Annotated in this window: 23 protein-coding genes; 7 read left to right on the plus strand and 16 right to left on the minus strand. The window is 32.2% G+C overall.

The genetic code is table 11. The features are described 5' to 3' along the window. Window positions 1-49 precede the first annotated feature (49 nt). From ATE84_RS24240 to ATE84_RS24280, 9 genes are all read right to left on the minus strand, one after another. Window positions 50-742, minus strand: coding sequence for a nitroreductase family protein (locus tag ATE84_RS24240; RefSeq protein WP_101450374.1), 693 nt, complete (start codon window positions 740-742; stop codon window positions 50-52). A gap of 61 nt (window positions 743-803) precedes the next feature. After that, window positions 804-1,946, minus strand: a complete 1,143-nt coding sequence (locus ATE84_RS24245; protein WP_101450375.1) for an FAD-dependent monooxygenase — start codon at window positions 1,944-1,946, stop codon at window positions 804-806. A gap of 263 nt (window positions 1,947-2,209) precedes the next feature. Beyond that, window positions 2,210-2,674 carry a GNAT family N-acetyltransferase gene (locus tag ATE84_RS24250; protein ID WP_143273703.1) on the minus strand — a complete coding sequence of 155 codons (465 nt, stop codon included), beginning with the start codon at window positions 2,672-2,674 and terminating at the stop codon, window positions 2,210-2,212. 203 nt (window positions 2,675-2,877) lie between these two features. Continuing rightward, window positions 2,878-4,302: a GyrI-like domain-containing protein gene (locus tag ATE84_RS24255; RefSeq protein WP_101450377.1), complete on the minus strand. Its 1,425-nt coding sequence runs from the start codon at window positions 4,300-4,302 to the stop codon at window positions 2,878-2,880. Between the two features lie 130 nt (window positions 4,303-4,432). Then, entirely contained in the window at window positions 4,433-5,254 is an 822-nt protein-coding gene (locus tag ATE84_RS24260) for an alpha/beta fold hydrolase (protein WP_101450378.1), read from the minus strand. Between the two features lie 129 nt (window positions 5,255-5,383). Next, entirely contained in the window at window positions 5,384-6,469 is a 1,086-nt protein-coding gene (locus ATE84_RS24265) for a leucine-rich repeat domain-containing protein (RefSeq protein ID WP_101450379.1), read from the minus strand. A 379-nt stretch (window positions 6,470-6,848) separates the two neighbouring features. Beyond that, window positions 6,849-7,244 (minus strand): hypothetical protein, encoded by a 396-nt coding sequence (locus ATE84_RS24270; RefSeq protein ID WP_101450380.1) that lies wholly within the window; start codon window positions 7,242-7,244, stop codon window positions 6,849-6,851. 295 nt (window positions 7,245-7,539) lie between these two features. After that, window positions 7,540-8,520 carry an integrase core domain-containing protein gene (locus ATE84_RS24275; RefSeq protein ID WP_101449223.1) on the minus strand — a complete coding sequence of 327 codons (981 nt, stop codon included), beginning with the start codon at window positions 8,518-8,520 and terminating at the stop codon, window positions 7,540-7,542. 239 nt (window positions 8,521-8,759) lie between these two features. Continuing rightward, entirely contained in the window at window positions 8,760-10,742 is a 1,983-nt protein-coding gene (locus ATE84_RS24280; RefSeq protein ID WP_101450381.1) for a tetratricopeptide repeat protein, read from the minus strand. Window positions 10,743-11,243: 501 nt separating this feature from the next. On the opposite strand from ATE84_RS24280, the gene ATE84_RS24285 reads away from it, so the two are divergent. Next, entirely contained in the window at window positions 11,244-11,579 is a 336-nt protein-coding gene (locus tag ATE84_RS24285) for a single-stranded DNA-binding protein (protein ID WP_101450382.1), read from the plus strand. Window positions 11,580-11,670: 91 nt separating this feature from the next. On the opposite strand, the gene ATE84_RS24290 is transcribed toward ATE84_RS24285, so the two are convergent. Next, window positions 11,671-12,324 (minus strand): OmpW family protein, encoded by a 654-nt coding sequence (locus ATE84_RS24290; protein WP_101450383.1) that lies wholly within the window; start codon window positions 12,322-12,324, stop codon window positions 11,671-11,673. A 297-nt stretch (window positions 12,325-12,621) separates the two neighbouring features. On the opposite strand from ATE84_RS24290, the gene ATE84_RS24295 reads away from it, so the two are divergent. After that, window positions 12,622-13,863, plus strand: a complete 1,242-nt coding sequence (locus ATE84_RS24295) for a peptidase U32 family protein (RefSeq protein ID WP_101450384.1) — start codon at window positions 12,622-12,624, stop codon at window positions 13,861-13,863. After that, a complete protein-coding gene (locus tag ATE84_RS24300; RefSeq protein WP_101450385.1) occupies window positions 13,863-14,093 on the plus strand; it encodes a ferredoxin in 231 nt (76 codons plus the stop codon). Before ATE84_RS24295 ends, ATE84_RS24300 begins: the two co-directional genes overlap by 1 nt. 117 nt (window positions 14,094-14,210) lie before the next feature. Here ATE84_RS24300 and hppD read toward each other — a convergent pair whose 3' ends face one another. Beyond that, a complete protein-coding gene (gene hppD / locus ATE84_RS24305) occupies window positions 14,211-15,368 on the minus strand; it encodes a 4-hydroxyphenylpyruvate dioxygenase (protein WP_101450386.1) in 1,158 nt (385 codons plus the stop codon). Between the two features lie 25 nt (window positions 15,369-15,393). Then, window positions 15,394-16,554, minus strand: a complete 1,161-nt coding sequence (locus ATE84_RS24310; protein ID WP_101450387.1) for a homogentisate 1,2-dioxygenase — start codon at window positions 16,552-16,554, stop codon at window positions 15,394-15,396. Window positions 16,555-16,906: 352 nt separating this feature from the next. Here ATE84_RS24310 and ATE84_RS24315 point away from each other — a divergent pair, with 352 nt between their 5' ends. Then, window positions 16,907-17,485 carry an XRE family transcriptional regulator gene (locus ATE84_RS24315; protein WP_101450388.1) on the plus strand — a complete coding sequence of 193 codons (579 nt, stop codon included), beginning with the start codon at window positions 16,907-16,909 and terminating at the stop codon, window positions 17,483-17,485. 48 nt (window positions 17,486-17,533) lie between these two features. Here the strand turns inward: ATE84_RS24315 and ATE84_RS24320 are convergent, their stop codons facing one another. Genes ATE84_RS24320 through ATE84_RS24330 form a run of 3 tightly spaced genes read right to left on the minus strand, consistent with a single transcriptional unit; the run spans window position 17,534 to window position 20,656 of the window. Continuing rightward, window positions 17,534-18,220: a phosphonatase-like hydrolase gene (locus ATE84_RS24320; RefSeq protein ID WP_101450389.1), complete on the minus strand. Its 687-nt coding sequence runs from the start codon at window positions 18,218-18,220 to the stop codon at window positions 17,534-17,536. Between the two features lie 2 nt (window positions 18,221-18,222). Then, a complete protein-coding gene (locus ATE84_RS24325) occupies window positions 18,223-19,377 on the minus strand; it encodes a TIGR03364 family FAD-dependent oxidoreductase (protein WP_369828554.1) in 1,155 nt (384 codons plus the stop codon). Then, window positions 19,364-20,656, minus strand: coding sequence for a DUF5690 family protein (locus ATE84_RS24330; RefSeq protein ID WP_369828555.1), 1,293 nt, complete (start codon window positions 20,654-20,656; stop codon window positions 19,364-19,366). Before ATE84_RS24330 ends, ATE84_RS24325 begins: the two co-directional genes overlap by 14 nt. Before the next feature lie 657 nt (window positions 20,657-21,313). On the opposite strand from ATE84_RS24330, the gene ATE84_RS24335 reads away from it, so the two are divergent. The 3 genes from ATE84_RS24335 to ATE84_RS24345 all read left to right on the plus strand — a co-directional run bounded on the left by ATE84_RS24335 (window position 21,314) and on the right by ATE84_RS24345 (window position 24,182). Further along, window positions 21,314-22,924, plus strand: a complete 1,611-nt coding sequence (locus tag ATE84_RS24335) for a glutamate synthase-related protein (protein WP_101450391.1) — start codon at window positions 21,314-21,316, stop codon at window positions 22,922-22,924. Window positions 22,925-23,046: 122 nt separating this feature from the next. Then, on the plus strand, window positions 23,047-23,793 hold the full coding sequence (locus tag ATE84_RS24340) for a hypothetical protein (protein WP_101450392.1): 747 nt from the start codon (window positions 23,047-23,049) through the stop codon (window positions 23,791-23,793). A 5-nt stretch (window positions 23,794-23,798) separates the two neighbouring features. Further along, complete coding sequence (locus ATE84_RS24345; RefSeq protein ID WP_101450393.1) at window positions 23,799-24,182, plus strand: DUF2721 domain-containing protein; 384 nt, start codon at window positions 23,799-23,801, stop codon at window positions 24,180-24,182. 125 nt (window positions 24,183-24,307) lie between these two features. On the opposite strand, the gene ATE84_RS24350 is transcribed toward ATE84_RS24345, so the two are convergent. Next, window positions 24,308-25,015, minus strand: coding sequence for a Crp/Fnr family transcriptional regulator (locus tag ATE84_RS24350; protein WP_101450394.1), 708 nt, complete (start codon window positions 25,013-25,015; stop codon window positions 24,308-24,310). Window positions 25,016-25,242: the final 227 nt, after the last annotated feature.

Consider the following 25,242-nt stretch of genomic DNA (forward strand, 5'->3'; position numbering starts at 1 on the left):
TACCCTACCCTTTTACTAAAAAAAATAAAACAACTAACCTTTTTCAATCTTATTCATAAAAAACGGTCATTTCATCCAATCCTTTTCTTTTTAGATCTGGCACATAGGTAGGAAACTTAGGATAACCAACAGGGAGCAATAAAAAAGCTCTTTCATTAGCTGGTCTTTTAAGCACATTTGTCAAAAAATTCATAGGACTTGGTGTATGAGTTAATGTTACCAATCCAGCATTATGAATTGCAGAGATTAACATTCCGCAAGCAATTCCTATAGATTCATTCACATAATAGTTATTATGTTTATTTCCATTTTCTTCGAATTCATATGCTTTTTTGAATGCAATAATCAACCAGGGAGCAACTTCTAAAAAAGGTTTGTTCATATCGGTAGCTAGTGGTTCGAGGTCTTTTTTCCAACGTTCGCTCATCCTATCCCCATAGTTTGTTTTTTCTTCAATTTCTGCTTCTTTACGGATTTGAGTTTTTATGGCGGGATTAGAAACAGCACAAAATGTCCAAGGTTGTTTATGAGCCCCAGACGGAGCAGTAGAAGCACTTTTAATAAGGTTTTCTATAACCTCCTTAGGAACGTGTTTATCAGAAAAATCTCTTACTGATCTCCTTTTATTAAGCCATTCATAAAATGAACTACTTTTTAAAACTAACTCTTCTTCAGAGAAAACATCAGCATGGTAAGAAACATGTTTATATCCATTGATGGTAATGCTACTTGGTGATTTCATTTTTATAGTTTTGTATTATCGTTAATTATTACTTCAATATTCTTATCCTGCATTTATATTGTTAACACACTTTTTCTAACTGATACATTTCATTCATTTTTTTCTGAATCAGGTTTTTTGGAATACTTTTTAATATAAAATTTCTCATTCCTTTTCCGTATTTCCAATGTGCCATTTTTCCCGTAGCCCAGGATTGTTTTACTATTGTATTTACTTTTTGTTTTCGTTTTTCTTGAAATAGCTGAAAAACATTGACATTACCTTCGTTTTTAATAAGGTTACTCAAATAATAAGCATCTTCGATAGCTTGCGCTCCTCCTTGCCCCATATTTGGAGTTGTAGCATGACCTGCATCTCCAATTAGACAAATGTTGTTTTTATACCAATGATTAAGTGGCATTAAATCACTGATATCATTTCTCACTATTTTATCTTGAGATGTAGCTGCGATGAGTTCTTTGACTAATGGATGAAAATTAGCGTATGTTTTCAAAAGCTTATCTTTTATCAATGTATCATCATCTTTTTGATTTGGCTTGCTTAATGAGACTGCAAACCAATACACTTTATCTTTGGCTACTTTTGAGACTCCAAATCGAATTTGATTCCCCCATAGTTCTATTCCTCTGTGCTCAAAATCAGCACTCATCGTATAATCAGCGATACCTCTCCAACAGGTTTGGCCAGAATATCTTGTTTTGCTTGATGGAAAAAGCTGATTTCGTATTTTAGAATTAATTCCATCGGCACCAATTAAAAAATCAGTTTCGACCTTAGAATCATCACTAAAAGTAACTAGAATTCGTCCTTCTTCTACTTCTTTAAATTCTTTAAACGATTTTCCCAGGTGGATTTTTTCTTTTGGAACTTGTTCAAGTAATAACTTCTGAAGTTCTGCTCTATGAATAGCAATGGTAGAATACCCAAACTTGTCTTTTACATCATCTTGAAAACTATCTGACAAAGGTGACAAATCAGATCTGCCTACGGTAACTCTATCGATAGAATTTCCTTTCGCTACAACATCTTCTAGTATCCCAAGCCATTCGAATACCTGTAAAGCGTTTGGAGCGAGCCAAATTCCTGCTCCTACTTCATTTAACTTAGGAGCTTTTTCGAATATCTGATACTCTATCCCACATTTTTCAAAAGCTAAAGCAGTAGTTAGTCCTCCGATTCCTGCTCCTACTATTGTATATCCCATATCTTGTTTTTATATTAAAATATAAAGGTTTTATTACATACAGAATAGAAAAATATGCCCTACACCTTAATCAAGAATAAGCTGTATTAAAACCTTTATTTATGGATTCTAAATTTACTCATTTTACAGCAGTTAAATCAAAGAATTTACAATGTTTCGTTTTGTGATTGGATTGTTGTTTTGTTAACAAGAGCATGAAAGTTCTCTCTATTTATTTTTATCACATATTCCCGATTATTTATATCAAAAATGTAGAAGTTCTTTTATTTTAATTCCATTAGTACTCGTTGTGAATTACCTCCGTAATAGTTTGAATCATTTTTAATAATTTCAAACCCTATTTTTTTATAAAAATCAACTGCAGGACTATCTGGTTCAGTGGTCAAAACAATACTATTAATATCCAACTCATTAATTTTTTTTATAACTGTCGAAACTAATTTTAGGCCTATTCCTTGTTTTCTAAATTTCTTTTCAGTTGCCAGAGCGAGTACCCAGCCAACTTTCTCTTTAGGATTAATTCCTCCAAGAACATACCCTACTATTTCCTTTTCTTCATTTTCGGCAACAAGAAAATAATCTGAAAATAAATCATAATACTGCCTAATTACAAATAGTGGATAGTTCATTGGGGAAAATACATTTTCCTCAATTTTGTAAATTGCCTCCAGTTCACTTAATGCTACTGGTCTTATCGATATTTCCATTTGCTTTTTTTCTGTTATCACATTACTATATTTATGATCTTATTGTCACCACTTATATGAGGTTAAAAAGTAATGCTTTCTCTATTACGTGTACAAATACCCCCCCTTTGATTGCTAAAATTATAAATTCTATTACCTCTAATTTATTTTGAGCATTCATTTCATTTATTCACAATGTAATCTTTTACATATTTGCTAACGTTCTGTGTATAGTGCCTTTTTTATCATTCGAGAATATCTCTAATTTCATTTATAAATTTTAATGATTCGGTTTCAATTTGCTTTGTTAAGATACTTGTATTATCAAAATTAAGCTTTTCTACTATTATATGGTCTATGATAGAAAGGCTGCTATCAATTGATTCTGCCAAATGGTATTTACTCCAACTACTGTCTTTAAATAACTCCCAATATTTCTTCCTAATATTTTTATTTTGACCAGATAAACAAATTTCAAATCGCATCATCTTATGATTGAATATTATGACAAATTTTAATTTTTGTTTTTTCAATTCTTGAGTAGTCAAAGAAAAATAGGAAAAATCCATATTCCCTTGATAAATGTTTCCTATTATAAAATTTGAAGCATATTCATTACGGAAATAAGTCCTTAATTCTTTGATGTAATTTACCAATTGACTATACTCCTTTTGTATCTGTCCTTCACTGATTTGCTTTCTATAATTGGATAAGTTCCCTTTATTTAATGTCGTATCATTTTTATCAAATTTAATTTTATTACTGTTCTCAAGAGGGATGCAGATGTCTACTATAAATTTTTGTTCAGGATGGGTTTTATGATCATTATGGTACACTTCAAAATATTCTCCATCTCTAAAGTTATAGTCATTCTCTATCACCCATATACAAATACTTTCCCATGCTTTTGAAAAGTCTTTTGCTTTAATTTCATAATGTCCAATAGCATAAATACCTTTTTGGATCACAAGAGGCCTGATTTCTCCTTCTGCTTCAATATCTTTACTAATGGTAACGCATGCACTATATCTTACTTTTGAAGTCTGAGTCACATTGGGGTTATCGTGATACACGGTAATTGCTTTAAAATCAGACACACTCAACACTTCTTTTTGAGTTCCCCATTCCATTAATCTTTGATACATATTACCAATTTTATCAAATTCTCCAATATGCATTATACCTGCAAGTTTTATCTCATGCAATTCTTTTACCGTTATTTGAGCATTCATATCAATCCATTTTTTAATGTTATCAATGCTGCAAATGTATTTTTCCATTGTTAGAGGTTCTATACCAATCTTGCTAAGTACACTTATTCCTTCCGATTTAAACGCAGTAGGACTAATACCATAATATTTTTTAAATGACCTTGAAAATGAGCTTTCACTATTGAAACCATAACTATAAGCAAGTTCCATTATAGATTTACTACTATCCACTAGCAAGATAGATGCAATACGTTCTATTCGTTTTCTATTGACAAATTCGTTTAAATTCTCACCTACAATAACTGAAAACACTCTATGAAAATGATACGATGAATAATTGGCTTTTTCGGATAGCTGTTCAAGTGATAAATCTGCATCAAGATTCTCTTCAACGAAATCCAATACGTAGTTTATTCGTTTGATATATTCTCTACTTGTCTTGCTTATTTCAGATTGCATTTCTTCACTTGATTTTAATACAATTAAACACAACGATTTATGTATGAAAAATAGCACAAACAAGCACAAACCTTTTGTAAATATCTTACAATCAATTTTTTACACACTTAATTCCCTATTTGACCCTACTTCATTTATCAATTTTTAGATACAATTTTGTAATTTCTTCTATAACAGTTTTGGGATCTTTCTCCCAAACTTTATGGTCGGTATTTTTTGCCAGAACATATTTGTGGTTGGGCAGATTGCCAAAGTCCTTTAAGCATTTCACCCAATTTATTCTATCTTCTTCAGTTCTTAAGGTATTGCTGTCAGGTAAATTTTCGGCAACAATTAAAGTTAATGGAATATCATTGGAAATATATCGTGTGGACATATAGTCTGCAATAGTTGAGAAGTTTTGCAATAGATAATACAAGCCCACTCTATGTTGTTTGAGCATGACCCAGACATCAGCAGGGAGGCTTTTTTTATAATTTGAAGCCCACTCTTTTGTAATAATACAAGGTGTACCTACATCAATAAAAACAGCTCCGTTTATCTTACCTTTATTTCTTTGTGCAAATTCGGAAGCATAAAACCCTCCAAATGAATGGGCTACTAAAAAATAATTTTTACTGTAACCAAGTTTTTTAAGTGCCTTATTTAAATTTTTAATTTCCTGTTTAAATGAAATTTTAGTTGTGTCAATTTCGCTTTTTCCTAAACCTGCTCTATCATACGTTATTAAAGTAGCACCTGTTGCTTTATAAATGTCTTGCAAAATTGGTTTCCAAACACTTCCGTCATCTCCATTCCCTGCTTCAAAAAGAATGGGGGTATCATTTCCCTTTATTATTTCAAAATGTAGTTGATGATTACCAACATTAATAAGCGTATCTATAGTTTGAGATTGTCCTGTATTATGGATTAATAGAATCAAGCATATACAGAAGTTAATTTTTGACATCATATATTTTCCTGTTTCAAAGAAGACGATTAACCCAATTGATTGTTACAATTTGATTTTCAATACCGTATTGCTAATGCCTCTTGTATCCCGAAGGGTACATATGCAATACACAAATTGTTATAAGCTTTTTTAGTTATCAATAATGTTAACCTCTTTCAAAACCGATTTTATTTCAGACTTTTGATTGTCACTCAATTTATTTGAAAAAAGTTGATAAAGTCTTTTCAAATTCAAAAAAGGTTTAACATTAGAAATTTGAACATCCCATAAGTTTAAAACTTTTAACGCTTTTAAATTATTCAGAAAAGAAAACTCTGTTATAGAATTCCCTCTTAACTGTAAATTGTAAAGATTTAACTTTTTGGACATAACATTAATCGGAATAGAAGTTATTGAATTATCATTTAACCACAATTCTCTCAATTCATTTAAATTTGACAGTGCACTTATATCATTTATTAAAGTTCCGTTAAGCTGTAAAATTTCTAGTTTATTAAGGTTAGAAAGTATTTCTATATCTTTGATTTTAGTTGAATATGCTTGAAAAACTATAAGCTCTTTGAGATTCTTCATTGGAGCAATGTTTGCAATATTTTGGTTTAAACTTATATTTAATTCTTTTAACTTTTCAAGTTTAGACAAAGGAGATAAATCGTTTATTTTGTTCTGATTTAAAATTAATTTTTCTAAGTTCCTTAAGTCTCTTAAAGGGTTAATATTTGATATTTCATTAAAGTCTAACTCTAGTATTTTGAGATTTTTTAAATTTCTAACATGACTAATGTCTGTTATTTTTTGAGAACCTAAATATAGCTCTTCAAGATTATTTAATTCTTTCAAAAATGATAAGTTCGATATTATGCCACCATAAAATCGAAGTTTTTTTAAATTTTTAAGATTGCTAATTTCTATTAAACCCTTGTTGCCATCCAAATTCAAAAATAATTCTTCGATGGCAGTAAAGTATTTTATTCCTTTTAGGTTCAAAATATCCAATTCACTATGTGATAAGTGGAGTTTTTTTATTTCCTTTACTTCATTATATGTTATTTTTTTATCCCCATTAAAATCATATTTATCAATTATAGCTTTGCTAAAATCTATATCGTCAAAAGAAATTATTTGGTCATCACTATATTGATTAGAAGTATTGTTTTGGGCTTTACCATTAACTCCAATTAGAACTAGAAATATGAGTGTTATAATTTTTTTCATTACGGTTTTATAATTCTGAATAACATCAAATTATTCAATTGACATTCAATTATTTATGATTTTATCTAATTCCTAAAAAATCAGTTCTATTTTGTCTTCTTTATTGACGTTAGCAAAAGAAATTAATAGATTTTCTTTATATGGGGAATTAAACACAACGCCAAATATATGAATCGGAACAAAGCAAGTATACCTGAACCAATCGATTTATCTGCGCATTTTTATTTCTTGTCCAATTTATAAAAATCTGGCGCCATGGTAAAAAGGAAATGACCTCTCGATTGATGCCAGATTTTGCTCTGATTTCATATATAATGTTATGCGTTCGGCATTATTACCAATTTATTAATCAGTTAAATTAATAATTAATTTTGTCAATTTATTCAATTGGAATAATTACTCTTTGTTCAGCTTTCGTTGACCATTGTACCTGCCATACCCTTCCATCAAGCTGGTCAAGTAAAATGAAATTATAAATGTTTTGAGTAGGATAAAGGGTAAATCTATCATCTGCCTCCTCTTCGCTGTCAACAAGTGATAAAATGTTCAAATATGTTTCAAAGCGATTGCTATCTTTTACATCATATTGAACTTGCCACATTCGCCCATTTCGTGTATTTAATTTGATAAAAGTCCACATATTTTGTGTTGAGAAAAGCCGATATTTGGCTGCTGAAAGGCTGTTTTGACTGGTGACATTTTCATTTTTTTCTACTTGGGCAAATGAAGTCATTGTCATTAATACAATGATTAGTTTTAGTATAATTTTCTTCATATCTAAGTTAGTTAAAGAACTGTCAGTTTTTGTCTTGCAGCCAGTTTTTGCTGTTCGTTAAGATACATAGTTTACACAAGTTAAAGATTAGGTGTTTACACTAAGTTAGTTTCTAATCTTGTTGCTTGTTGTTTCTTTCTTAGGTTTCTTTGATCAAAGAAACCTAAAAATACATTTCTATAATAAACTTTCCAAATACCATTGCCTAACTCTTGTATACCTACATATTTCCCTTTTAATGCGGCAGTTAAATATACCCAATAATAAGACTTCCATCTAATAGCTCCACTCTTGGTTACTTTAAGTACTTTAGGTTGGTGTCGTAATCAAAATTAGATATTTTTTCGGGGAATGGTCTACAGGAAAAGTCGTGTATATCAGCAGGTGTTTTCATTTCTAAAGCTTCATGTGGTCTGATAGTATTATACTCTTTTACGAAGTGATTTAAGCGCCGTTGTTGTGCTTTTAAATCGTAAGCTGAAGGTTTAGCACAAGCTGCTTTTAAATCACGATGCATTCGTTCATGTCTTCCATTTTGTTCTGGATGAGCAGGATCAGAAAATACAGGTGTGATTCCTAGTTCAATAAACCAATAAGATAATTGTGTATAGCGTTGAATAGCTCTTACAGATCCAAAAGGACTTCCATTGTCTGTGTGTATTTGTTTAGGGATTCCATATGTTCTAAAAACCTTTGTAAACTCAGCTTTGGCTGCTTTTAGCGTTTCTTTATAATGACCTTTAGCAGTGAATAGAAATCGACTTTTAGAGTCCGCAATGGTTAGTGGATGACAATAGATTTTATTACCCATTAAAAACTTTCCTTTATAATCAGCACTCCATACTTCATTACAGGATTTTGGATCAAAAATGGGGAATACAGGTTTTACTCTTCGCATTCGTTTTTGAGGAGATACCAAACCATTTTTTCGAAGAATATTATGCACAGTAACCACAGAAGGGATTTGTTGTTCAGTAAACTCTTTAAACAATAATATTCTGATTTTTTTAGCTCCCCAAAGCTTGTGCTTTTCTTTTAATTTGATAATACTTTTAACGATATTTTCAGAGGTTGCATTAGGATGTTTACCTGGTACTCTGGATTGTTCTTTTAAGCCTTCATAGCCTTGATTTTCGAATCGCTGAATCAATTTGTAGGCCGTTGGTCTGGAGATTCCAAAGCTTTTAGATAATTCTGTGATGGTATATTTTCCTGTTCGCCATTCACAGATAAATTCAATTTTCTGTTCCATAGTTGTTGTGGTTTTCCAAGGCATGATAATTTGATTTTCCTCTCAAATTATGCCTTAAAAAGTGTAAACTATGTCCCTTTAACTTTGTAAACGATGTGCCTTTAACGTACCTTGCTGACGCACAACGGTTAGTATAAGAATAGTAGCCGATTGCGTGGCGATTTCCTGTCAAACTACACGAAAGTTGAAGCTGGCTACAACCCTTGAATTCACTACTGTCTCGGCTATTATTTTTATACATTGTTAGCGTTTCGTTGTTTATTTCAATCTTCCTTTAATAGTTTTAATTTTCTATTCATCTCAATTAAACTCTGCTCATGAAGTTTTCCAAACCATTCTTCAGATAGTTCTGTCTCAGTTTCTGGCTTATCAATTCCAAATGAACCGGTAATCATTCCAGCTTGAGCCCCAAATTCACGAATTATAATTTTAGGAAATTCAGCACAAATATGAGCCATTATTTCTATTGCTTCCTCTTGTGGAAAGTCGGTCTCAGGAAAAATCATTTTAATAACCTTTGCAGCAATTCCGAATTCATTTAGTATAGTCTGTGTTATTACAGCAGAATCCTCACTTTTAAAATATTGAGTAATCGCATTACTAAAGCTTTTTGCAAAAATAAAATCCAGAATTTCCCAGAATTCTATTGAAACAACAAATAACTCTGAAATTAAGTGGTCTGAATATCTATAAATTGAATGACTATTTCGGAAATCAAGATATCTATCATAGTGTAGCAAGAAAACAATACTCTCGCTAAGGTCTATTTCACAATCTTTAATTGATTCAAAACTAGTTTCCTTGAAAATTGAAGTGTGCTTTTGTATTAAATCAAAAATTTGTTTTTCATCCTTCAATTGCTTGATTAAAAGTATTGAGTACAAACTTTTATAATCATTTTCTAATTCAAGCCGAAATTCAAAAAATCGCAATGCTTCATCAATTAACCATTCATTATCCTTCCAGTTTTCAATTAACAAATTTGATTTAAAATTTAAATAAATTATATCTTCTGAATAATGTTCTAAGCCTTTATTAATCCAATTTAAAGCTTCTTTTATGTTTCCAAGTTTTTCATAAGCATAGGCAATCCCAAAGTAAGTATATTGATATTCAAGAAGAATATTTTCAACATTCCCAACTGCTTTCAACATGAGTGACAAACCTTCTTCTGACTTATTAAAAATTCTTGAAAGTGTAACACCTTTGCTGAATAGAGCTTGAGGTAAATGTGGGTTTATTCTTAAAGCCTTATCATAACAGTTTAACTCTTTTTCATGTTCTTTAATATCAAAGTAAACTTGCCCAAGATTTTTCCATGCTTGTTCAAAATTCGGATTTAGCTTTAAGCACAATTCAAAATGAGTAATTGCTTCTTCATTATAGCCTAATCGACTCAGAGTATTTGCATAATTGTAATGATAAATAAATTGTGTATTATCCTGATTTATAAACTCCTTAAATATATTTTTCGCCTCAATAATTTTCCCTTTGATTCCATTCTGCATGCCATCCTCTGCCAAGATGCAAGCCTTTGTCAAATATTGATTAGATGTACCTGAAAGTTCAATAGCTTTATTAATATTATTGATAGCTTCTTTGTAATGAAAGGTATTATATTGACTTTGTGCCAAACCTTCTAAGATTGCGATATCATTCGGATTTTCTACCAATAGATTTTTAAAATAGAAACTTGACTTTTCAAAATCCTGTGAAAAATAATATTTCCACGCAAGAATCTGTGAATTAGAAATTTCTTCATATTCAAGAGATTTAATGCCATCAACAAGCATTTTGACACTAAAAATATCCTGGACGTATTTTGAAATTTTCCCCCAATCAATTTGACTAAGTTTATTAGCTTTTGGAATATTTATCGAATAGGATTTTTGAGAAGATGTTAAATCAAATTCTAATTCATTATACCAACACCAGTAAGCTTCTTTTTCCTCTTGTATGTATGCAACAAGTAATACAGGTTCTAACTTTGTATTAAATAGTCCTAAAGTTGAATGTTTTAATGAAACTACAGCAAAGTCATCTTTTGTCTCTTTTATTTTGCTTTTCAACTGAACAGAAAAACTAAGTCCAGTTACTTGATTATTAGTTACTATATTAACAACATAATCTATCCCATAATCATGCTCTGGCTTATCAATGTACCATTCATTTGGAACTTGAAAATTAAAAAACTTGTTTGATTCAGTTTCTAATATATGGTTGTTATGTCTATTGGGTTTGTTCAAATTCTTTACAATTATTATTTAAGGTAATTAGTTGCACTATCGTTCTTACAATCCTAACTAACGGTAAATTTAAAATCTCATAATCACCTATATATCATTCCATTCTATTTTATTTTACCGTTCGCTTCCGAAACCAATAGCTTTTTGTGCTATATGGTGAATGAACGCTAACAAGTAAATAAGCACACCTATCGTGTTTATTTTTATAATTTGTTTTTAAAAATACACTTTTTAGAATAAAAAATCAGTTTTCAAAAAAATATCATAAACACCTAACAATCAATATTTTTATTCATTCACAAACGACTACAAACGGTTACAAACGAAAATAAACACTTCCTAACCGAATCTACGTGAGACCTCAATTTATGTTTGCAGTGTTGAATTAAAACAAGCTTTTCTCATACTATACAAGAAGTTTATAAATTCAATACTTATTAAAAAGTTCCTGAAACAAATTCAGGACATGGTATTAACTGTTTAACACGTAAAATTAAAATTATGAACACGCTAAAAAACAAAGTACAGTTGATTGGAAACTTAGGACAAGAACCAGAAATCGTAAGTCTTGAATCTGGCAAAAAACTCGTTAAATTCTCTATTGCAACAAACGATCACTATTATAACAAAGAAGGCGATAAAATCACAGACACACAATGGCATAATATCATTGCCTGGGGTAAAATTGCAGATATCGTAGATAAATATGTAAACAAAGGACAAGAGGTCGCTATCCAAGGGAAACTAACTTCTCGCAGCTATGAAGATAACGAAGGTCAAAAACGATATATCACAGAGGTAGTTTGTAATGAATTATTGATGTTAGGAAATAAATAGCCGCTAATTTATTTGAGTATTATTATAGCTAATCAAAAAACCGTTTAACAGAAATGTTAAACGGTTTTTATATGATATAACTTGTATTTGTTTACAATTTAATCCCCACTCCGGCTCCAAATATCCATGGGTTAATATCTACATCTGCTCCTACAGTTGCTCCTAATGCTGTTGTAGCATTAATTGTAGCGTCTGTACTTAAAAACACTTTTTTAACATCTACATTTATAAACCACTTATCGTTAAGCATAAAATCAAAACCACCTTGAAAAGCAAAACCTACAGCAGTATCATAATCTACATCATCAGCTACTGGTCCTTCATCTACTCCATAAAAAAGGGTTAGGTTAACCCCTGCACCAAGATAAGGAACAAAATTACCACCTGTAAAGTGATATTGACCAAGTAAAGTAGGAGGCAATAACCACACATCTCCTAAATCTATGTTTCCTGCGGCAGTACCTACAGCTTTTACATCATGTTTTGTAGTCGCTAGAATTAACTCTGCAGACCAGTTTTCAGTAAAGAAATAAGTGATATCCAATTCTGGAACAATAGCCGTAGAAATATCTACATCACCACCTATAGCTCCTATCTTAGCACTTTCATCTGGCGATACAGCGATTCCTCTTAGCCTAATTTGCCATTTGCTAAAATCAGCATTATCATTTGACTCTTCTTGTGCATACGCAAAATTAGTTACCCCTAATAGTACAACCAATACAGTAATTATTACATTTTTCATCTTGAAAGAATTTTGAATTATGTAACAAAAATATTGACAAGAAAAAGGGCTAAATATGACTTTTATCATTCCTCATTTCAAGTGTTTTTAAGTTTAAAAACCATTATTTTTAGACTCTTATAAATCAACATATTACCACCTCAAATCAAAATAAAAAAGAATGATTTTAAATACTATTTTTATGTAGCAAATACCATACATTTGCCTTTTGAAAATAATCACACTTATGATGCATATTTTGCCTACCAGAAAAGGTGAAAATGATGTATTATTGCATTTTGAATTAATTAAGAAAATATGACCCCTACAGGAACAATGGAGCTAATGGCACCGGCAGGTAATTTTGAATCTTTGCAGGCCGCTATTGATAATGGAGCAGATTCTGTTTATTTTGGAGTAGATCAATTAAATATGCGGGCCAGAGCCAGTATAAATTTTACGATTGCTGATTTACCTGAAATTGCACGTCGTTGTACTGAAAAAAATGTGCGTACCTATCTCACACTCAACACCATAATTTATGATCATGATTTGTCGATTATAAAAACATTATTAGATGCGGCTAAAGCGGCAAATCTGACTGCTGTAATTGCAATGGATCAAGCCGTTATAGCTTATGCCAGACAGATCGATATGGAAGTTCATATTTCTACTCAAATCAATATCACCAATATTGAAACGGTAAAATTCTATTCTCTCTTTGCTGATACTATGGTGATGAGCCGAGAATTGAGTTTACGACAAGTAAAGAAAATTTGTGATCAGATAGAGAAAGAACAAATTAAAGGCCCCTCGGGAAGATTAGTTGAAGTTGAAATTTTTGGACATGGAGCACTTTGTATGGCTGTGTCTGGCAAATGTTATCTAAGTCTGCACTCACATAACTCCTCTGCCAACCGTGGTGCCTGCAAACAAAATTGTAGAAAGAAATACAGTGTTGTTGATCAGGAAACTGGTTTTGAAATGGAATTGGATAATGAATATATCATGTCTCCTAAAGATTTATGCACATTAGATTTCTTAGATCAGGTTATAGATACCGGGGCCAAAGTACTAAAAATTGAAGGGCGAGGGCGAGCTCCAGAATATGTGGCAAAAGTAATTAAAACGTATCGCGAAGCTATTGATGCCTATGCTGATGGAACGTATACCAAAACAAAAGTCGATCACTGGATGAAAGAGTTAGAAAAGGTATACAACAGAGGTTTCTGGAGCGGATATTATCTGGGACAAAAATTAGGAGAATGGAGTGAAGTTTCTGGATCCAAAGCCACACAAAAGAAAGTATATATTGGTAAGGGTGTCCACTTTTTTCCTAAACCCAGCATCGCAGAGTTTAAAATTGAAGCTTACGATATAAAACTAGGAGATACTATTTTAATTACAGGTCCAACAACCGGAGTAGAAGAATTTGAACTCAAAGAAATGATGGTAAACGATGAGCGATTAGATATTGCACAAAAAGGAGATTCGTGTACTATCCCAACTAATTTTAGAATACGCCCGTCTGATAAACTTTATAAAATCGTTCAAGAATAATGGTGGTAGTTACCCTACAGCGTGAAAAATGTATTGGTTGTAATTACTGTGTAGAAATGGCTCCTGCACAGTTCCAGATGTCTAAAAAAGATGGGAAAACAGTATTACTGCACGCTACAGAAAAAAAAGGGTTTCATACCCTAAAGTCTCCTGATAATACCATTTATGATGATTGCATGCAGGCTCAAAAAGCCTGCCCTGTAAAGATTATTACGACAAAGATCCTATAATTCCTTATCGTTCATAATGTAGTGTTTTCTTTAAAGGGCAGCCTATTCTATAAATTGCTTTTTATACCATTTATACTTTGAATTTACTGGAAAAGTAAATTCAAAACACAACTGGTATTATAATGTACCTCGTCTTGCTTGTTCTGCTTCTATAGACTCAAACAAAGCTTTAAAATTTCCTTTTCCAAAAGATTGCGCTCCTTTACGCTGAATAATTTCAAAAAACAATGTAGGTCTATCGGTTAATGGTTTGGTAAAGATTTGAAGTAAATACCCTTCATCATCTCTATCTACCATAATTCCATGTTTTTTAAGGAGTTTCATATCTTCTGAAATTTCTCCCACACGATCGCCAACAGTATCATAATACGTTCCGGGTACATATAGGAACTCAACTCCCCTTTTTTTCATTTCGCTAACGGTAAAAACAATATCATCTGTAGCTACTGCGATATGTTGGCATCCAGCGCCTCCATAAAAGTCAATATACTCTTCAATCTGAGATTTCTTTTTACCTTCGGCAGGTTCATTTATCGGAAACTTAATTCTTCCATTTCCATTGGTCATTACTTTACTCATTAAAGCAGTATATTCTGTAGAAATATCATTATCATCAAAGGTAATCAGGTTTGCAAATCCCATCACTTCGTTATAGAATTTTGCCCAAACATTCATTTGCCCCCAATCTACATTGCCCACCATATGATCAATATATTTTAGACCACAACTTGATGGGTTGTAATGAGATTCCCACTTTTCGAACTTTGGAAGAAAAATACCATTATAATTTTTCCGTTCAACAAAAATATGTACTGTATCTCCGTAGGTATGTATTCCTGATCTAACTACTTCTCCGTCTTCATCTTTTTCTACTCTTGGTTCAAAGTATGATTTTGCTCCTCTTTTTGTAGTTTCCTCCCAGGATTTACGTGCATCTTCAACCCATAATGCTATCACTTTAACCCCATCACCATGTTTTTGAATATGATCATAGATTTCTTTACTTTCTCCACCTGGCATTGGAGTCGTAAAAACCAAACGTATTTTGTCTTGTACCACAACATAGGATGTTCTGTCTTTAAGACCTGTTTCTAAGCCGGCATATCCCAGAGACTGAAATCCAAGTGCTGTTTTATAAAAATGAGCTGCTTGTTTTGCATTTCCTACATAATATTCTACATAGTCTGTTCCTAGAAGCGGTAAAAAATCTTCGGCTTCTGGAAATATTTTTTCTAAGCTATAATTATAATTTTCTATATTTTTTAAATCTGACATGTCTTTAAGTTTTTAAATGAAAATCCTATTTGGCTTTCCAGGATTTATAATAATCATCTACTTGTAAATTCATTGCTTCTTCTGTAATCATGATAGGATTAAAAGGATCTATCATAACAGCTAGTTCTTCTGTTGATTTTTTTCCAACACTACGTTCTATTGCTCCTGGATGAGGACCATGAGGAATACCTCCCGGGTGCAATGTAATCTGACCTTTTTGAATATTATTTCTGCTCATAAAATCGCCATCTACATAATACAGCAGCTCTTCAGAATCAATATTACTATGATGATAAGGCGCAGGAACTGCTTTAGGATGATAATCATATAATCGCGGTACAAAAGAGCATACTACAAATCCTGCGGCTTCCCATTGCTGATGTATTGGCGGCGGCAGATGTATACGTCCCGTTATAGGTTCGAAATCAAAGATTGAAAAAGCAAATGGGTAATTAAATCCATCCCAACCAACTACATCAAATGGATGATTAGCATAAGTGTATTCCCATAATACGTCTTGTTTTTTAGAAATGATCTTAAACTCTCCTTTTTCATCATGTGTTTCTAAATTTTGTGGTAATCTAAAATCACGTTCACAAAACGGAGAATGCTCTAAAAATTGTCCGTAATTATTTCTATAACGTTTAGGCGATTCTATTGCACTTGATGATTCGATGAATAATATTCTATTGGTTTCGGTATCGAAATCTATTTGATAGGTTGTTCCTCTTGGTATGATCAAATAATCTCCATACTTAAAAGGAATAGTACCATACATTGTTTTTAATCTCCCCGAACCAACATGGATAAATAGCATTTCGTCGGCATCACTATTTCTATAAAAATAATCCTGTGAGAATGTTGCTGGAGCCGCCAGACCTATTTTTAGATCATTATTTACAAATAATATTTTTCTGCTTTCCAAAAATTCTTCTCCTTTCGGAAGTGAAAACCCCTGAAAACTCATCGCTTTCATGTTTTTATCGATTGCGATTTTTGGAGTGACGTCTTTACCTCTTTTAATTTCTGAAACTACTGTAGGAGGATACAGGTGATAGATAAGTGATGACATCCCTGCAAAACCTGCTGTTCCAAATAATTCTTCTTGATACAACCCCCCTTTAGGGTTATCAAAAGTGATATGTCTTTTATGAGGGATCTCTCCCAATGAATGATATCTAGGCATAAAATACTAGTGTTAAAATGATTAAATGAATAATTAAGCTTAAGGCATGACAAGCCTTATTCTGGATTTCTCTTGATGAGAAAGTGCAAATAGATGAGTATGTATATCCATTGAGAATTCACAACGCTAATAAAAGTATTGTATTTTAGAAAAAACATGACAAATATCATATTACAGTTCATAAAATATTAGAGAATGTAGCGTTGTTATTGCCATTTCAACTCTTAAACCATAAGCAGTAATAAATTTGTTAAATAATACTAGTTATTTCCCTGATATTACGATCAGAAACATTTTCTTTGTCTTTCCTTTTAAGAATATTGTTCTACTATTATTTACTATTTACAAACAAATGGAAGATTATTTAATAGGTATTGGTAAACGTCTAAAAGAGATTCGCAAAAGCGATAAAAAAACCATTAATGAAATCGCTACTAAAGCAGGGGTTAGCAATGGGCTTATTTCCCGAATTGAAAATGGAAGAACCATACCTTCTTTACCTGTTTTATTAAATATCATTACTGCACTCGACATAGAGATTCCTGCTTTTTTTAATGGGGTGCCTAGTCAAACTAATTTTACATTTTTAGTCACCAGAGCTTCTGAGTATAGTGTCATTCAAAAAGAGGATGATGCTATTGGGTTTAGCTACAAATACATTTTTGGTAAACAACTTTCCTCTATTGGTTTTGAAGCTGTCTTTTTGGAAATACAACCGGGATCTGAACGCAACAAAGTTGAGACAGATGCTTATGAGTTTAAATATATCTTAACCGGAGAGTGCCATTATATTATTGGAGAAGAGGAAGTTCTTTTGAAAGAAGGGGATTCAATTTTCTTTGACGGGCGGATTCCTCACGTGCCTGTTAATCGTGGAAAAACACCTTCTAAAATGATTGTTTTATATTTCTTTTTAGACAAGGAAAACTAAAAAACCGCCATAAGGCGGTTTTCAGAAACAAACAATTAAAACGTTAATCTAATAAAATATAATATTGATCAACTCTATTAACTCATTTACAATATAATCTGGTTTCGCTTTTTCTAGTTGTTCTCTATTTTGCGCTCCGGTTAAAACACCAACTGTAATTCCGCAATCAGCATTTTTACCTTCTTCAATATCAATCGCAGAATCTCCAGCTTTTAACACCTTAGAAGTATCTGTAATATCAAACATTTGCATTGCCTTACAAATCATTTCTTTGTGTGGTCGACCATTGGTTACATCATCTGATGTAAGTAATGCATCAAAATGCTTCTCTTTTTTCCAACCTATTTTTTTGATCAGTTGATTTGCTGTTTTTGAATCATATCCCGTATTGAGGACTATTTTTATCTCATTGTTTTTCAATACATCAAATAATTCTTCAACCCTGTCAAAAGCCACAACCTCTACCTCTTGGTATAGTTTTTTTAGAATCGGTCTAAAATTAGAAAATGCTCTTTTTGCTGTACTTTTTACTTCTTCACAAGAAGTCACACTAGTCAAAATATCAACTATTGCCTGGTGTTTTTCTTTACCTGCACCATATTCAAGTACCTCATTCAGACTTACATTATACCCTTCGTCATTAACAACCTGCTGTACAGTTTTATACACTATATTATCTTCATTTACTGTGGTTCCTGCCATATCAAAAACAGCCAGTTCAATTTTTTTATTCATCTTTATACATTAAAAATTCTTGTGATATTTTCTTTTGAAAAGCCAGCACTTCCTGTCATTCCCTTACCTCCTATCCCTGTTATAATATGGATATTGCTACCTATCGTTTTCTGAAATATATCTTTTGTTTTACATTGAGAATACATTCCATACCATCGATGTTGAATATCATAAGTCGGTAAATCAATGATTTTTTGGGCTTCGGTAATCATAAAATCATCTATATTCATATCCAAATCATACCCCAAATCTTCTATATGCTTTGCATCGGCATATGTATGAGAATCTCCAATAATTACTGATCCATCTGGTGCCTGTTTAAACAATATATGTATTCCCCATTTTTTCTGAAGTGAATCTGGATCTTCTTGAGATTTAACTTCTGTAAAAGAGGCACATTCGGTAAATGCTTCATATCGTCTAATAGACCAGCCTGTTAAAATATTTCCTGGTAATTGATATGCTGATTGGGGTTTAGTTTTAAGCATTTGTAATTTTGTTACTTCGAGATCACTTTCATTAAAAAGCCTTGGATATAGGTTTTTAAACTCATTTCCGTTACAGATGATCACTTTTTCTGCTTCAAAAATTTCTTCTGAAGAAGAGGTAACTCGTACTCCTGTATTTGTTTCTTCACAGGAGATTATATTTTGATTTGTGAAATAAGCCAGATTCATATGTTTCACCATAAAATCCTGTAATCGATGGATCATTTCCCGAGATTCTACAGTAACTTCCTCTGGAAAGAATAATCCCGCTAGTATGTAATCTGATCGCAATCCTGAATATTTTTTCAGGCATTCTTCTTTGGTTAATACTACTGAGGCATATTGGTTGTTCTTGTTAATTTGATGTAATTCTTCGATAAGTTGTACTTCTTCTGGATTTGAAGCAAGATAAACGGATCCATTTTCTCGAAGTGTAATATCGAATCGTTGTTGAATCTCTTTGTAGGTTTTTAAACTTTCTCTACCATAGGTCTGCCATTTGGTATTCATCCCAGATGGGACCACTTGTCCGAAATTTTGAGTTGTAGCTCCTTGTGGTCTTTTATTTTTCTCAAGCAAGGCTACCTGTAATCCATTTTGTAGTGCATGATACGCATGAAACGTACCCAGCACTCCACCTCCTATAACAATGAGGTCATATTTTTTCATAATGTAATTCTGTTTGTATAGTTTCTAATCGAGTTTGATATGCATTTTTAAAATAAAGCAACGATCCCAGTATACAGAATATCCCTAGTACTGTTACGGCGTATGCTCCGTAAATAAAAAAGTCTAACCATGTTAAATTTGCTTGTCCAAAATTTTTATATAATAAAGCAGATATACTGCCTAAATACCCAAAAGAATCTGCGATATAGATTAAAAACCCTGCATTTCCTCTTACTTTGAATGCTGCTATAAATCGATCAAAAAACAAGCAATTAAAGGGAACGTAACAAATGTAAAGTCCAAAACCACAAATCACCATCCAGATAAAAGGGTTCAATATCTCTAACTGAAATAGAAGTGTAGAAACTCCAATGCACAGGATACCTGTTAAAATCAAAAGATGATAGATATACAATGCTTTTGCATTGTTTTTGATGTAAAATGTGCTTCCTAAGATTAATAAAACTACTATAGCAATGATAGTTTCTGAGGTGGTATATACCGATATGTCTCCCTGATAACCGATACTATCCCAGAGTTCTCGGGCAAAATTATCCCTAAAATCCCTAAATGCAGTTAGGATCGTATAAAACACTACGATTCCTATAATTGGTATGAAAAAAGAAAACAATAGATGTTTACGATCTTTGGATGACATTGGCACACGTACAGAACGCATTCTCTTATCCTCTTCAGTAGTACCAGGTAGTTTTTCTAACAACCATGCAAAAAATAACAATGGGACTATAAATAATGCTCCGGTCGCTGCAGGCATCCAAAACCGGGAGATCTCCCAGGTATTCATAAGGTATAAGCCAATAGACTTTACAATTCCACTAGACACAATAAAACTAGAACATAGTGCAACTCCAAGTATCTCAGTAAATTTTCGTCCTTCTAGATAAGAAAACACGATACCCCATATCATTCCCAGCGGTAACCCATTAAAAAATAAAGAAATTACATTGTAGGGTCTCGGAAGTATTGCAAAAAATAGTAATGCGACTTCTGCCAAAAGAATTAGTCCTATTAAATAAAATGCGCGTTTCCCTGTTTTTAATTCTGAAATTATTTTAATCCCAAAAAACTTTGATAAGGTATATCCCAACACTTGAGCAATGATCAGTATAATCTTATAATCGATATTAAATACAGAAAGATTCTCAAAAGTCGCAACACTAAATGGTTTTCTAAAGGCGTACATACAAAAATATGCTCCAAAAGAAGCGATACAGGCATGTAAAATAAATTTCAGATTATAAAATTTGATTTTTTCCAATTTTTTTACAATTAGTAAATTTTATGATTCAAAATTGAATAATATTTTACTATTTGTAAAACTACGGAGTTTAAGAAATATTTACCATAGCTTTGATTAATTGTAAAACTATGGTTAAGGATGTTTCAGAAACAAAGAGAGCTGATAACGAATTCTTAATCTTGAGAGAACAATAATAACTATTATAATTTGATTAGGATACTACGCAAAAATCTCACTCTCTCACCTTTTACTTTACTGATAGTCAATAAAATTATAAGATTTTATCCAAAATAATTTTCAAAAACAATTATACGGTAGTATTCTTAAAATTGAGTATTTTTAACAATACTAACTAATAATTCACCCTCTTGAATATATATCCAGATATTAGTTTTCTAATGAGGCTAACCTCTTTAATAAGCTTGAAGAATAATCTATTTTATTGTTAACACAAGTTATTAATAGTCTATATGGAGATTTATTTGACTTTAAAATGAAGTCTGTTTTTTTAAATAGTATAACACCAATAACGAAGTGATTATTAGTCAGTTTTATCTGAAAAATAAAAACAAGTTTTATGAACAGGTGAAAGTCTTGCTAAAGTTTTGAGACCAAATACAATATTTATTCTGATCAAGATCAAAATAAATTCTACCTAACCTAATAAAAAAATAGATGAAACAACCTGTCATAATAGCACAACTTAGTGATTTAGAAAATAAAGAACCTGCTCATGCCCTGATTAATGGATTAGATTTGGTCATTATAAAGTATGATGATGACATTTCTGTATTATACGGCAGATGTTTACACAGAGGAGCGCTTATGGCAGATGGGCATATTGATGGACATAACCTCATCTGCGGAGTACATGGTTGGGATTATCGATACGATTCTGGTGTTTCTGAATATAATAATAGTGAGGTTTTACATAAATTTAGCACTAAAGTTGAAGGGAATAACCTCTATGTAGATAAAATTGAGATCAACTCCTATATTGAAGATCACCCGCAACCATTTAATCGTGAAGAATATTTGGGTGCTTATGCAGATACCCATCCTGAAGAAACTGAACCTTATACTGGTTACATCAAAGAATTAGCAAAAAATGGGTTGAAAAACCTAGGGCATCATGGATTCTCTGCATCAATGGGAGTAGATCGAAATACATTACCAAAATGGAATGACATCCAATTTTTACCTGCTCAATTAGCCAACAGACCTTTATTAGATCACGAAGAAGTAGCTACCAAAGTAATTATTGGCCCTAAAGCTAAAAAACCTTTATCTATTGACATTCCATTATTTGTAAGTGACATGAGCTTTGGAGCGCTTTCCCGAGAAGCAAAAATAGCATTATCCAGAGGAGCAGAAATGGCAGGAACAGGTATCTGTTCGGGAGAAGGTGGAATGCTACCAAAAGAGCAGGAAAACAACACAAAATATTTTTATGAATTAGCCTCAGCACAATTCGGGTTTTCATGGGATAAACTAGATAAAGTACAGGCCTTTCATTTTAAAGGAGGACAAGGTGCCAAAACAGGAACAGGGGGTCATCTCCCGGGAAGCAAAGTAAGTAAAGAGATTGCAGAAGTTAGAGGATTACAAAAAGGACAAACCGCAATCTCTCCTGCAACCTTTCCTGATTTTCATGGTATACAAGATTTTAAAGCTTTTGCAGATCAGGTGCGTGAACGAACTGGTGGTATCCCAATCGGTTTTAAGATTGCTGCCAGTCATATCGAAAAAGATATACAATTTGCATTAGATGTAGGTGTAGATTACATTATTCTAGATGGTCGTGGTGGAGGAACAGGTTCTGCTCCTACTATTTTGCGTGATAACATTAATGTTCCTACCATACCTGCACTCGCAAGAGCACGAAAATACCTAGATAAAGTAGGCACAAACGACGTAACGTTAATCATTACCGGAGGACTTCGTATTGCCGAAGATTTTGCAAAAGCAATGATGTTGGGAGCAGATGCTATTGCTGTATCTAATTCTGCACTGCAGGCGATTGGATGCCTGGGGATGCGTGCTTGCGGAAGTAATAATTGCCCAGTAGGAATTGCAACCCAAAAAGAATCTTTAAGAAGCAGAATGATTATAGAATCTTCTGCTAAACAATTACAAAATTATTTTGATGCGACCAATGACCTTATAAAGGTAATTGCAAGAGCTTGTGGATATGATGATGTTTCAAAATTTAATCATAATGACCTCTCTACTTATGATTATGACATGTACCGATTAGCAGGTATTAATTATGCTGGTATTGTCTAAAATTGAAACATTACAGATTAAAACGCCAGTATAAAATGGTAGATATAGGCCTTGCTTCAAAAATGAAAATTTCTGAAGTATTGAAAACAAATTGACCTGATAAACTAATAAATCAACAAAATATGACCACTCAAATGCATTTAGCAGCGCAATATCTGGCAGCTGCTGGGATTAGCTTTCTAAAAAAGAAAAATGATGATAGCCATACTAACCTGGGGTTTTCTATAGAGAAAGGAACTTTATATACCAGACCTCTTAATCCATCCAGAGACATACTGTCTCTTAATTATAATCTTTTCGCTTTAGAGTGGAACAGTCATAATTCAACAAAGACATTGCAATTAGATGGTACTTCGCATGCAGAAGTTTTGCAATGGATAAGATGTATGGCAAAAGATAGTGATATCAATACACCATATAACTATGCTCTGCATTATGAGTTGCCTTATACGATAACAGATGACTACATCTACACACTGAAAGATCCTGATAGATTACGAGAACTGGTAGCATTTAGAAAATTATCTAAATCTGCAATCCAAGAATTTTTACAAAACAATCTATTAAATTCTGAGATTAGAATATGGCCTCACCACTTTGACACAGGAGCTTTTGCCTCATTAGAAGACGAATCTGGCCTTGCCATAGGTCTAGGACTTGCCATTCCTGATACGATGTGCAATGATTATTATTTCTATATCAGTGGGTATCAAAGTCATGATAGCCTGGATACTTCTGATTTCAAACCATTAACAACAGGAAAATGGTATAATGAGGGGTTTAAAGGCGCTGTTCTACCTATTTCTGGAGTAAATAAAACTACAATTATTGCCTTTTTTGAAGAAGCATTTACTGCCTATAAAAATTAAATACTATGGAACATTGGTATATCCCGGCTACTATAATACCAGGTATTGGGCTTTTGATATTATCTACTTCTAATCTATTAGTCAATCTCAGTACAGAGATTAAAACTTTAATTGTAGAAGTAACACTCAAAGAAGCCCTCATAAAACGTAAGCTTAAGCAACTTAAATTATTAAACAGTGCTATGGTTTTCTTATATGTCGCTGTGGCCAGTTTTGTGGTCTCTGCACTAATTTCTGGAGTATATAAAAGCGTAGAAACCAGTTTTGATTCTGCTATATATATTACCATAGCAGGCATTATTAGTGCTTTACTAGGTTTGATCGCGTTAATTGTATATTCATTTAGAGCGGTAAAAATCAGACAAGACCAATTTAATAACAAATGTTAATACCTAAAATTAATCGTAACTAGAACTCTACGCATAGGAAAATTAGTTAAAATTATACCGTTAAGCTATAATTATGATTTGAAAAGGCATGAAAAGTGTATCAATTATTCTGAAATTAACCATAGCTATATCACATTAGCGATACCTATAAGTTTTTCCATATCTTTAATGATCATCACATTTTCTTTGATTTCAATAATCCTTTCTTCTTTAAAATCATGTAAAACTCTAACCAAGGATTCAATAGATGTTCCTACTATATTACTATGATCCTTTCTCGATAGTTTAATTCCACCATTCATTATCGCGCCTTCATTAAAGAATTCTTCTAATTTTATAATAGACAATGCAATTCTTTCTCTAGCACTATGTTGGGCCATGACCTTAGAATTATTTACAAATACCCCAAATTCATGACCAATATTTTGTAATAAGCGATCTAACAGATCGCGATTATTTTCTATAATCGAAAAGAAAATGTGTTTAGGAATTAAATAAAATATGCAATCTGTCAAACAAGCAGCAGAATGTGAATAGGTTTCATCACATAATATGTTATGATGACCAAGAATTCTATTTTCTCCTACCAAATGAAAAACATGTTCTTTTCCATTTAACCCTGTAGTATAGTTTTTTACTTTTCCTTCTTTCAATATACATACCGCAGTTGGGATTGCTCCTTCATGAAATAATACCTGGCTTTTTTTAAGTTTAAGAACTGTCTTTTTTTCATCAATTATTTCTAATACATCGTTTGGAATACATTGTAAAAACGATTCATGAATAAATGAATATTGCTTGTTAGGGAAAATAGCGCTAATCGTAGGGGGCATAATTACTAAGTATTTCCTGTTCAAAAAATTAAATACAACACACTGAAAATTAACATTTTTCACATATCATATCAACGTAAAAATAACTGATATATTATATAAAACACCCATTACAGGTATCAATCACAAACAAAACGAATGAAGTAAAACATATAAATCTTCCTTAATCCTGACTGCATTTTTTCATTCAAATCTTTAATAAAAAAGGCTGCCCTTCTTATTAAAAG

This window comes from Aquimarina sp. MAR_2010_214 (assembly GCF_002846555.1).
In the GTDB taxonomy this organism is placed as follows: Bacteria; Bacteroidota; Bacteroidia; order Flavobacteriales; family Flavobacteriaceae; genus Aquimarina.

Excerpts from the sequence above, each read along its gene's own strand:
- ATE84_RS24340 (WP_101450392.1), top strand. The coding sequence starts at position 23,047 with ATGACCACTCAAATGCATTTAGCAGCGCAATATCTGGCAGCTGCTGGG.
- ATE84_RS24310 (WP_101450387.1), bottom strand. The coding sequence starts at position 16,554 with ATGCCTAGATATCATTCATTGGGAGAGATCCCTCATAAAAGACATATC.
- ATE84_RS24290 (WP_101450383.1), bottom strand. The coding sequence starts at position 12,324 with ATGAAAAATGTAATAATTACTGTATTGGTTGTACTATTAGGGGTAACT.
- ATE84_RS24285 (WP_101450382.1), top strand. The coding sequence starts at position 11,244 with ATGAACACGCTAAAAAACAAAGTACAGTTGATTGGAAACTTAGGACAA.
- ATE84_RS24350 (WP_101450394.1), bottom strand. The coding sequence starts at position 25,015 with ATGCCCCCTACGATTAGCGCTATTTTCCCTAACAAGCAATATTCATTT.
- ATE84_RS24265 (WP_101450379.1), bottom strand. The coding sequence starts at position 6,469 with ATGAAAAAAATTATAACACTCATATTTCTAGTTCTAATTGGAGTTAAT.
- ATE84_RS24275 (WP_101449223.1), bottom strand. The coding sequence starts at position 8,520 with ATGCCTTGGAAAACCACAACAACTATGGAACAGAAAATTGAATTTATC.
- ATE84_RS24300 (WP_101450385.1), top strand. The coding sequence starts at position 13,863 with ATGGTGGTAGTTACCCTACAGCGTGAAAAATGTATTGGTTGTAATTAC.
- ATE84_RS24255 (WP_101450377.1), bottom strand. The coding sequence starts at position 4,302 with ATGCAATCTGAAATAAGCAAGACAAGTAGAGAATATATCAAACGAATA.
- ATE84_RS24245 (WP_101450375.1), bottom strand. The coding sequence starts at position 1,946 with ATGGGATATACAATAGTAGGAGCAGGAATCGGAGGACTAACTACTGCT.
- hppD (WP_101450386.1), bottom strand. The coding sequence starts at position 15,368 with ATGTCAGATTTAAAAAATATAGAAAATTATAATTATAGCTTAGAAAAA.
- ATE84_RS24315 (WP_101450388.1), top strand. The coding sequence starts at position 16,907 with ATGGAAGATTATTTAATAGGTATTGGTAAACGTCTAAAAGAGATTCGC.
- ATE84_RS24335 (WP_101450391.1), top strand. The coding sequence starts at position 21,314 with ATGAAACAACCTGTCATAATAGCACAACTTAGTGATTTAGAAAATAAA.
- ATE84_RS24325 (WP_369828554.1), bottom strand. The coding sequence starts at position 19,377 with ATGAAAAAATATGACCTCATTGTTATAGGAGGTGGAGTGCTGGGTACG.
- ATE84_RS24260 (WP_101450378.1), bottom strand. The coding sequence starts at position 5,254 with ATGATGTCAAAAATTAACTTCTGTATATGCTTGATTCTATTAATCCAT.
- ATE84_RS24240 (WP_101450374.1), bottom strand. The coding sequence starts at position 742 with ATGAAATCACCAAGTAGCATTACCATCAATGGATATAAACATGTTTCT.
- ATE84_RS24320 (WP_101450389.1), bottom strand. The coding sequence starts at position 18,220 with ATGAATAAAAAAATTGAACTGGCTGTTTTTGATATGGCAGGAACCACA.
- ATE84_RS24345 (WP_101450393.1), top strand. The coding sequence starts at position 23,799 with ATGGAACATTGGTATATCCCGGCTACTATAATACCAGGTATTGGGCTT.
- ATE84_RS24295 (WP_101450384.1), top strand. The coding sequence starts at position 12,622 with ATGACCCCTACAGGAACAATGGAGCTAATGGCACCGGCAGGTAATTTT.
- ATE84_RS24270 (WP_101450380.1), bottom strand. The coding sequence starts at position 7,244 with ATGAAGAAAATTATACTAAAACTAATCATTGTATTAATGACAATGACT.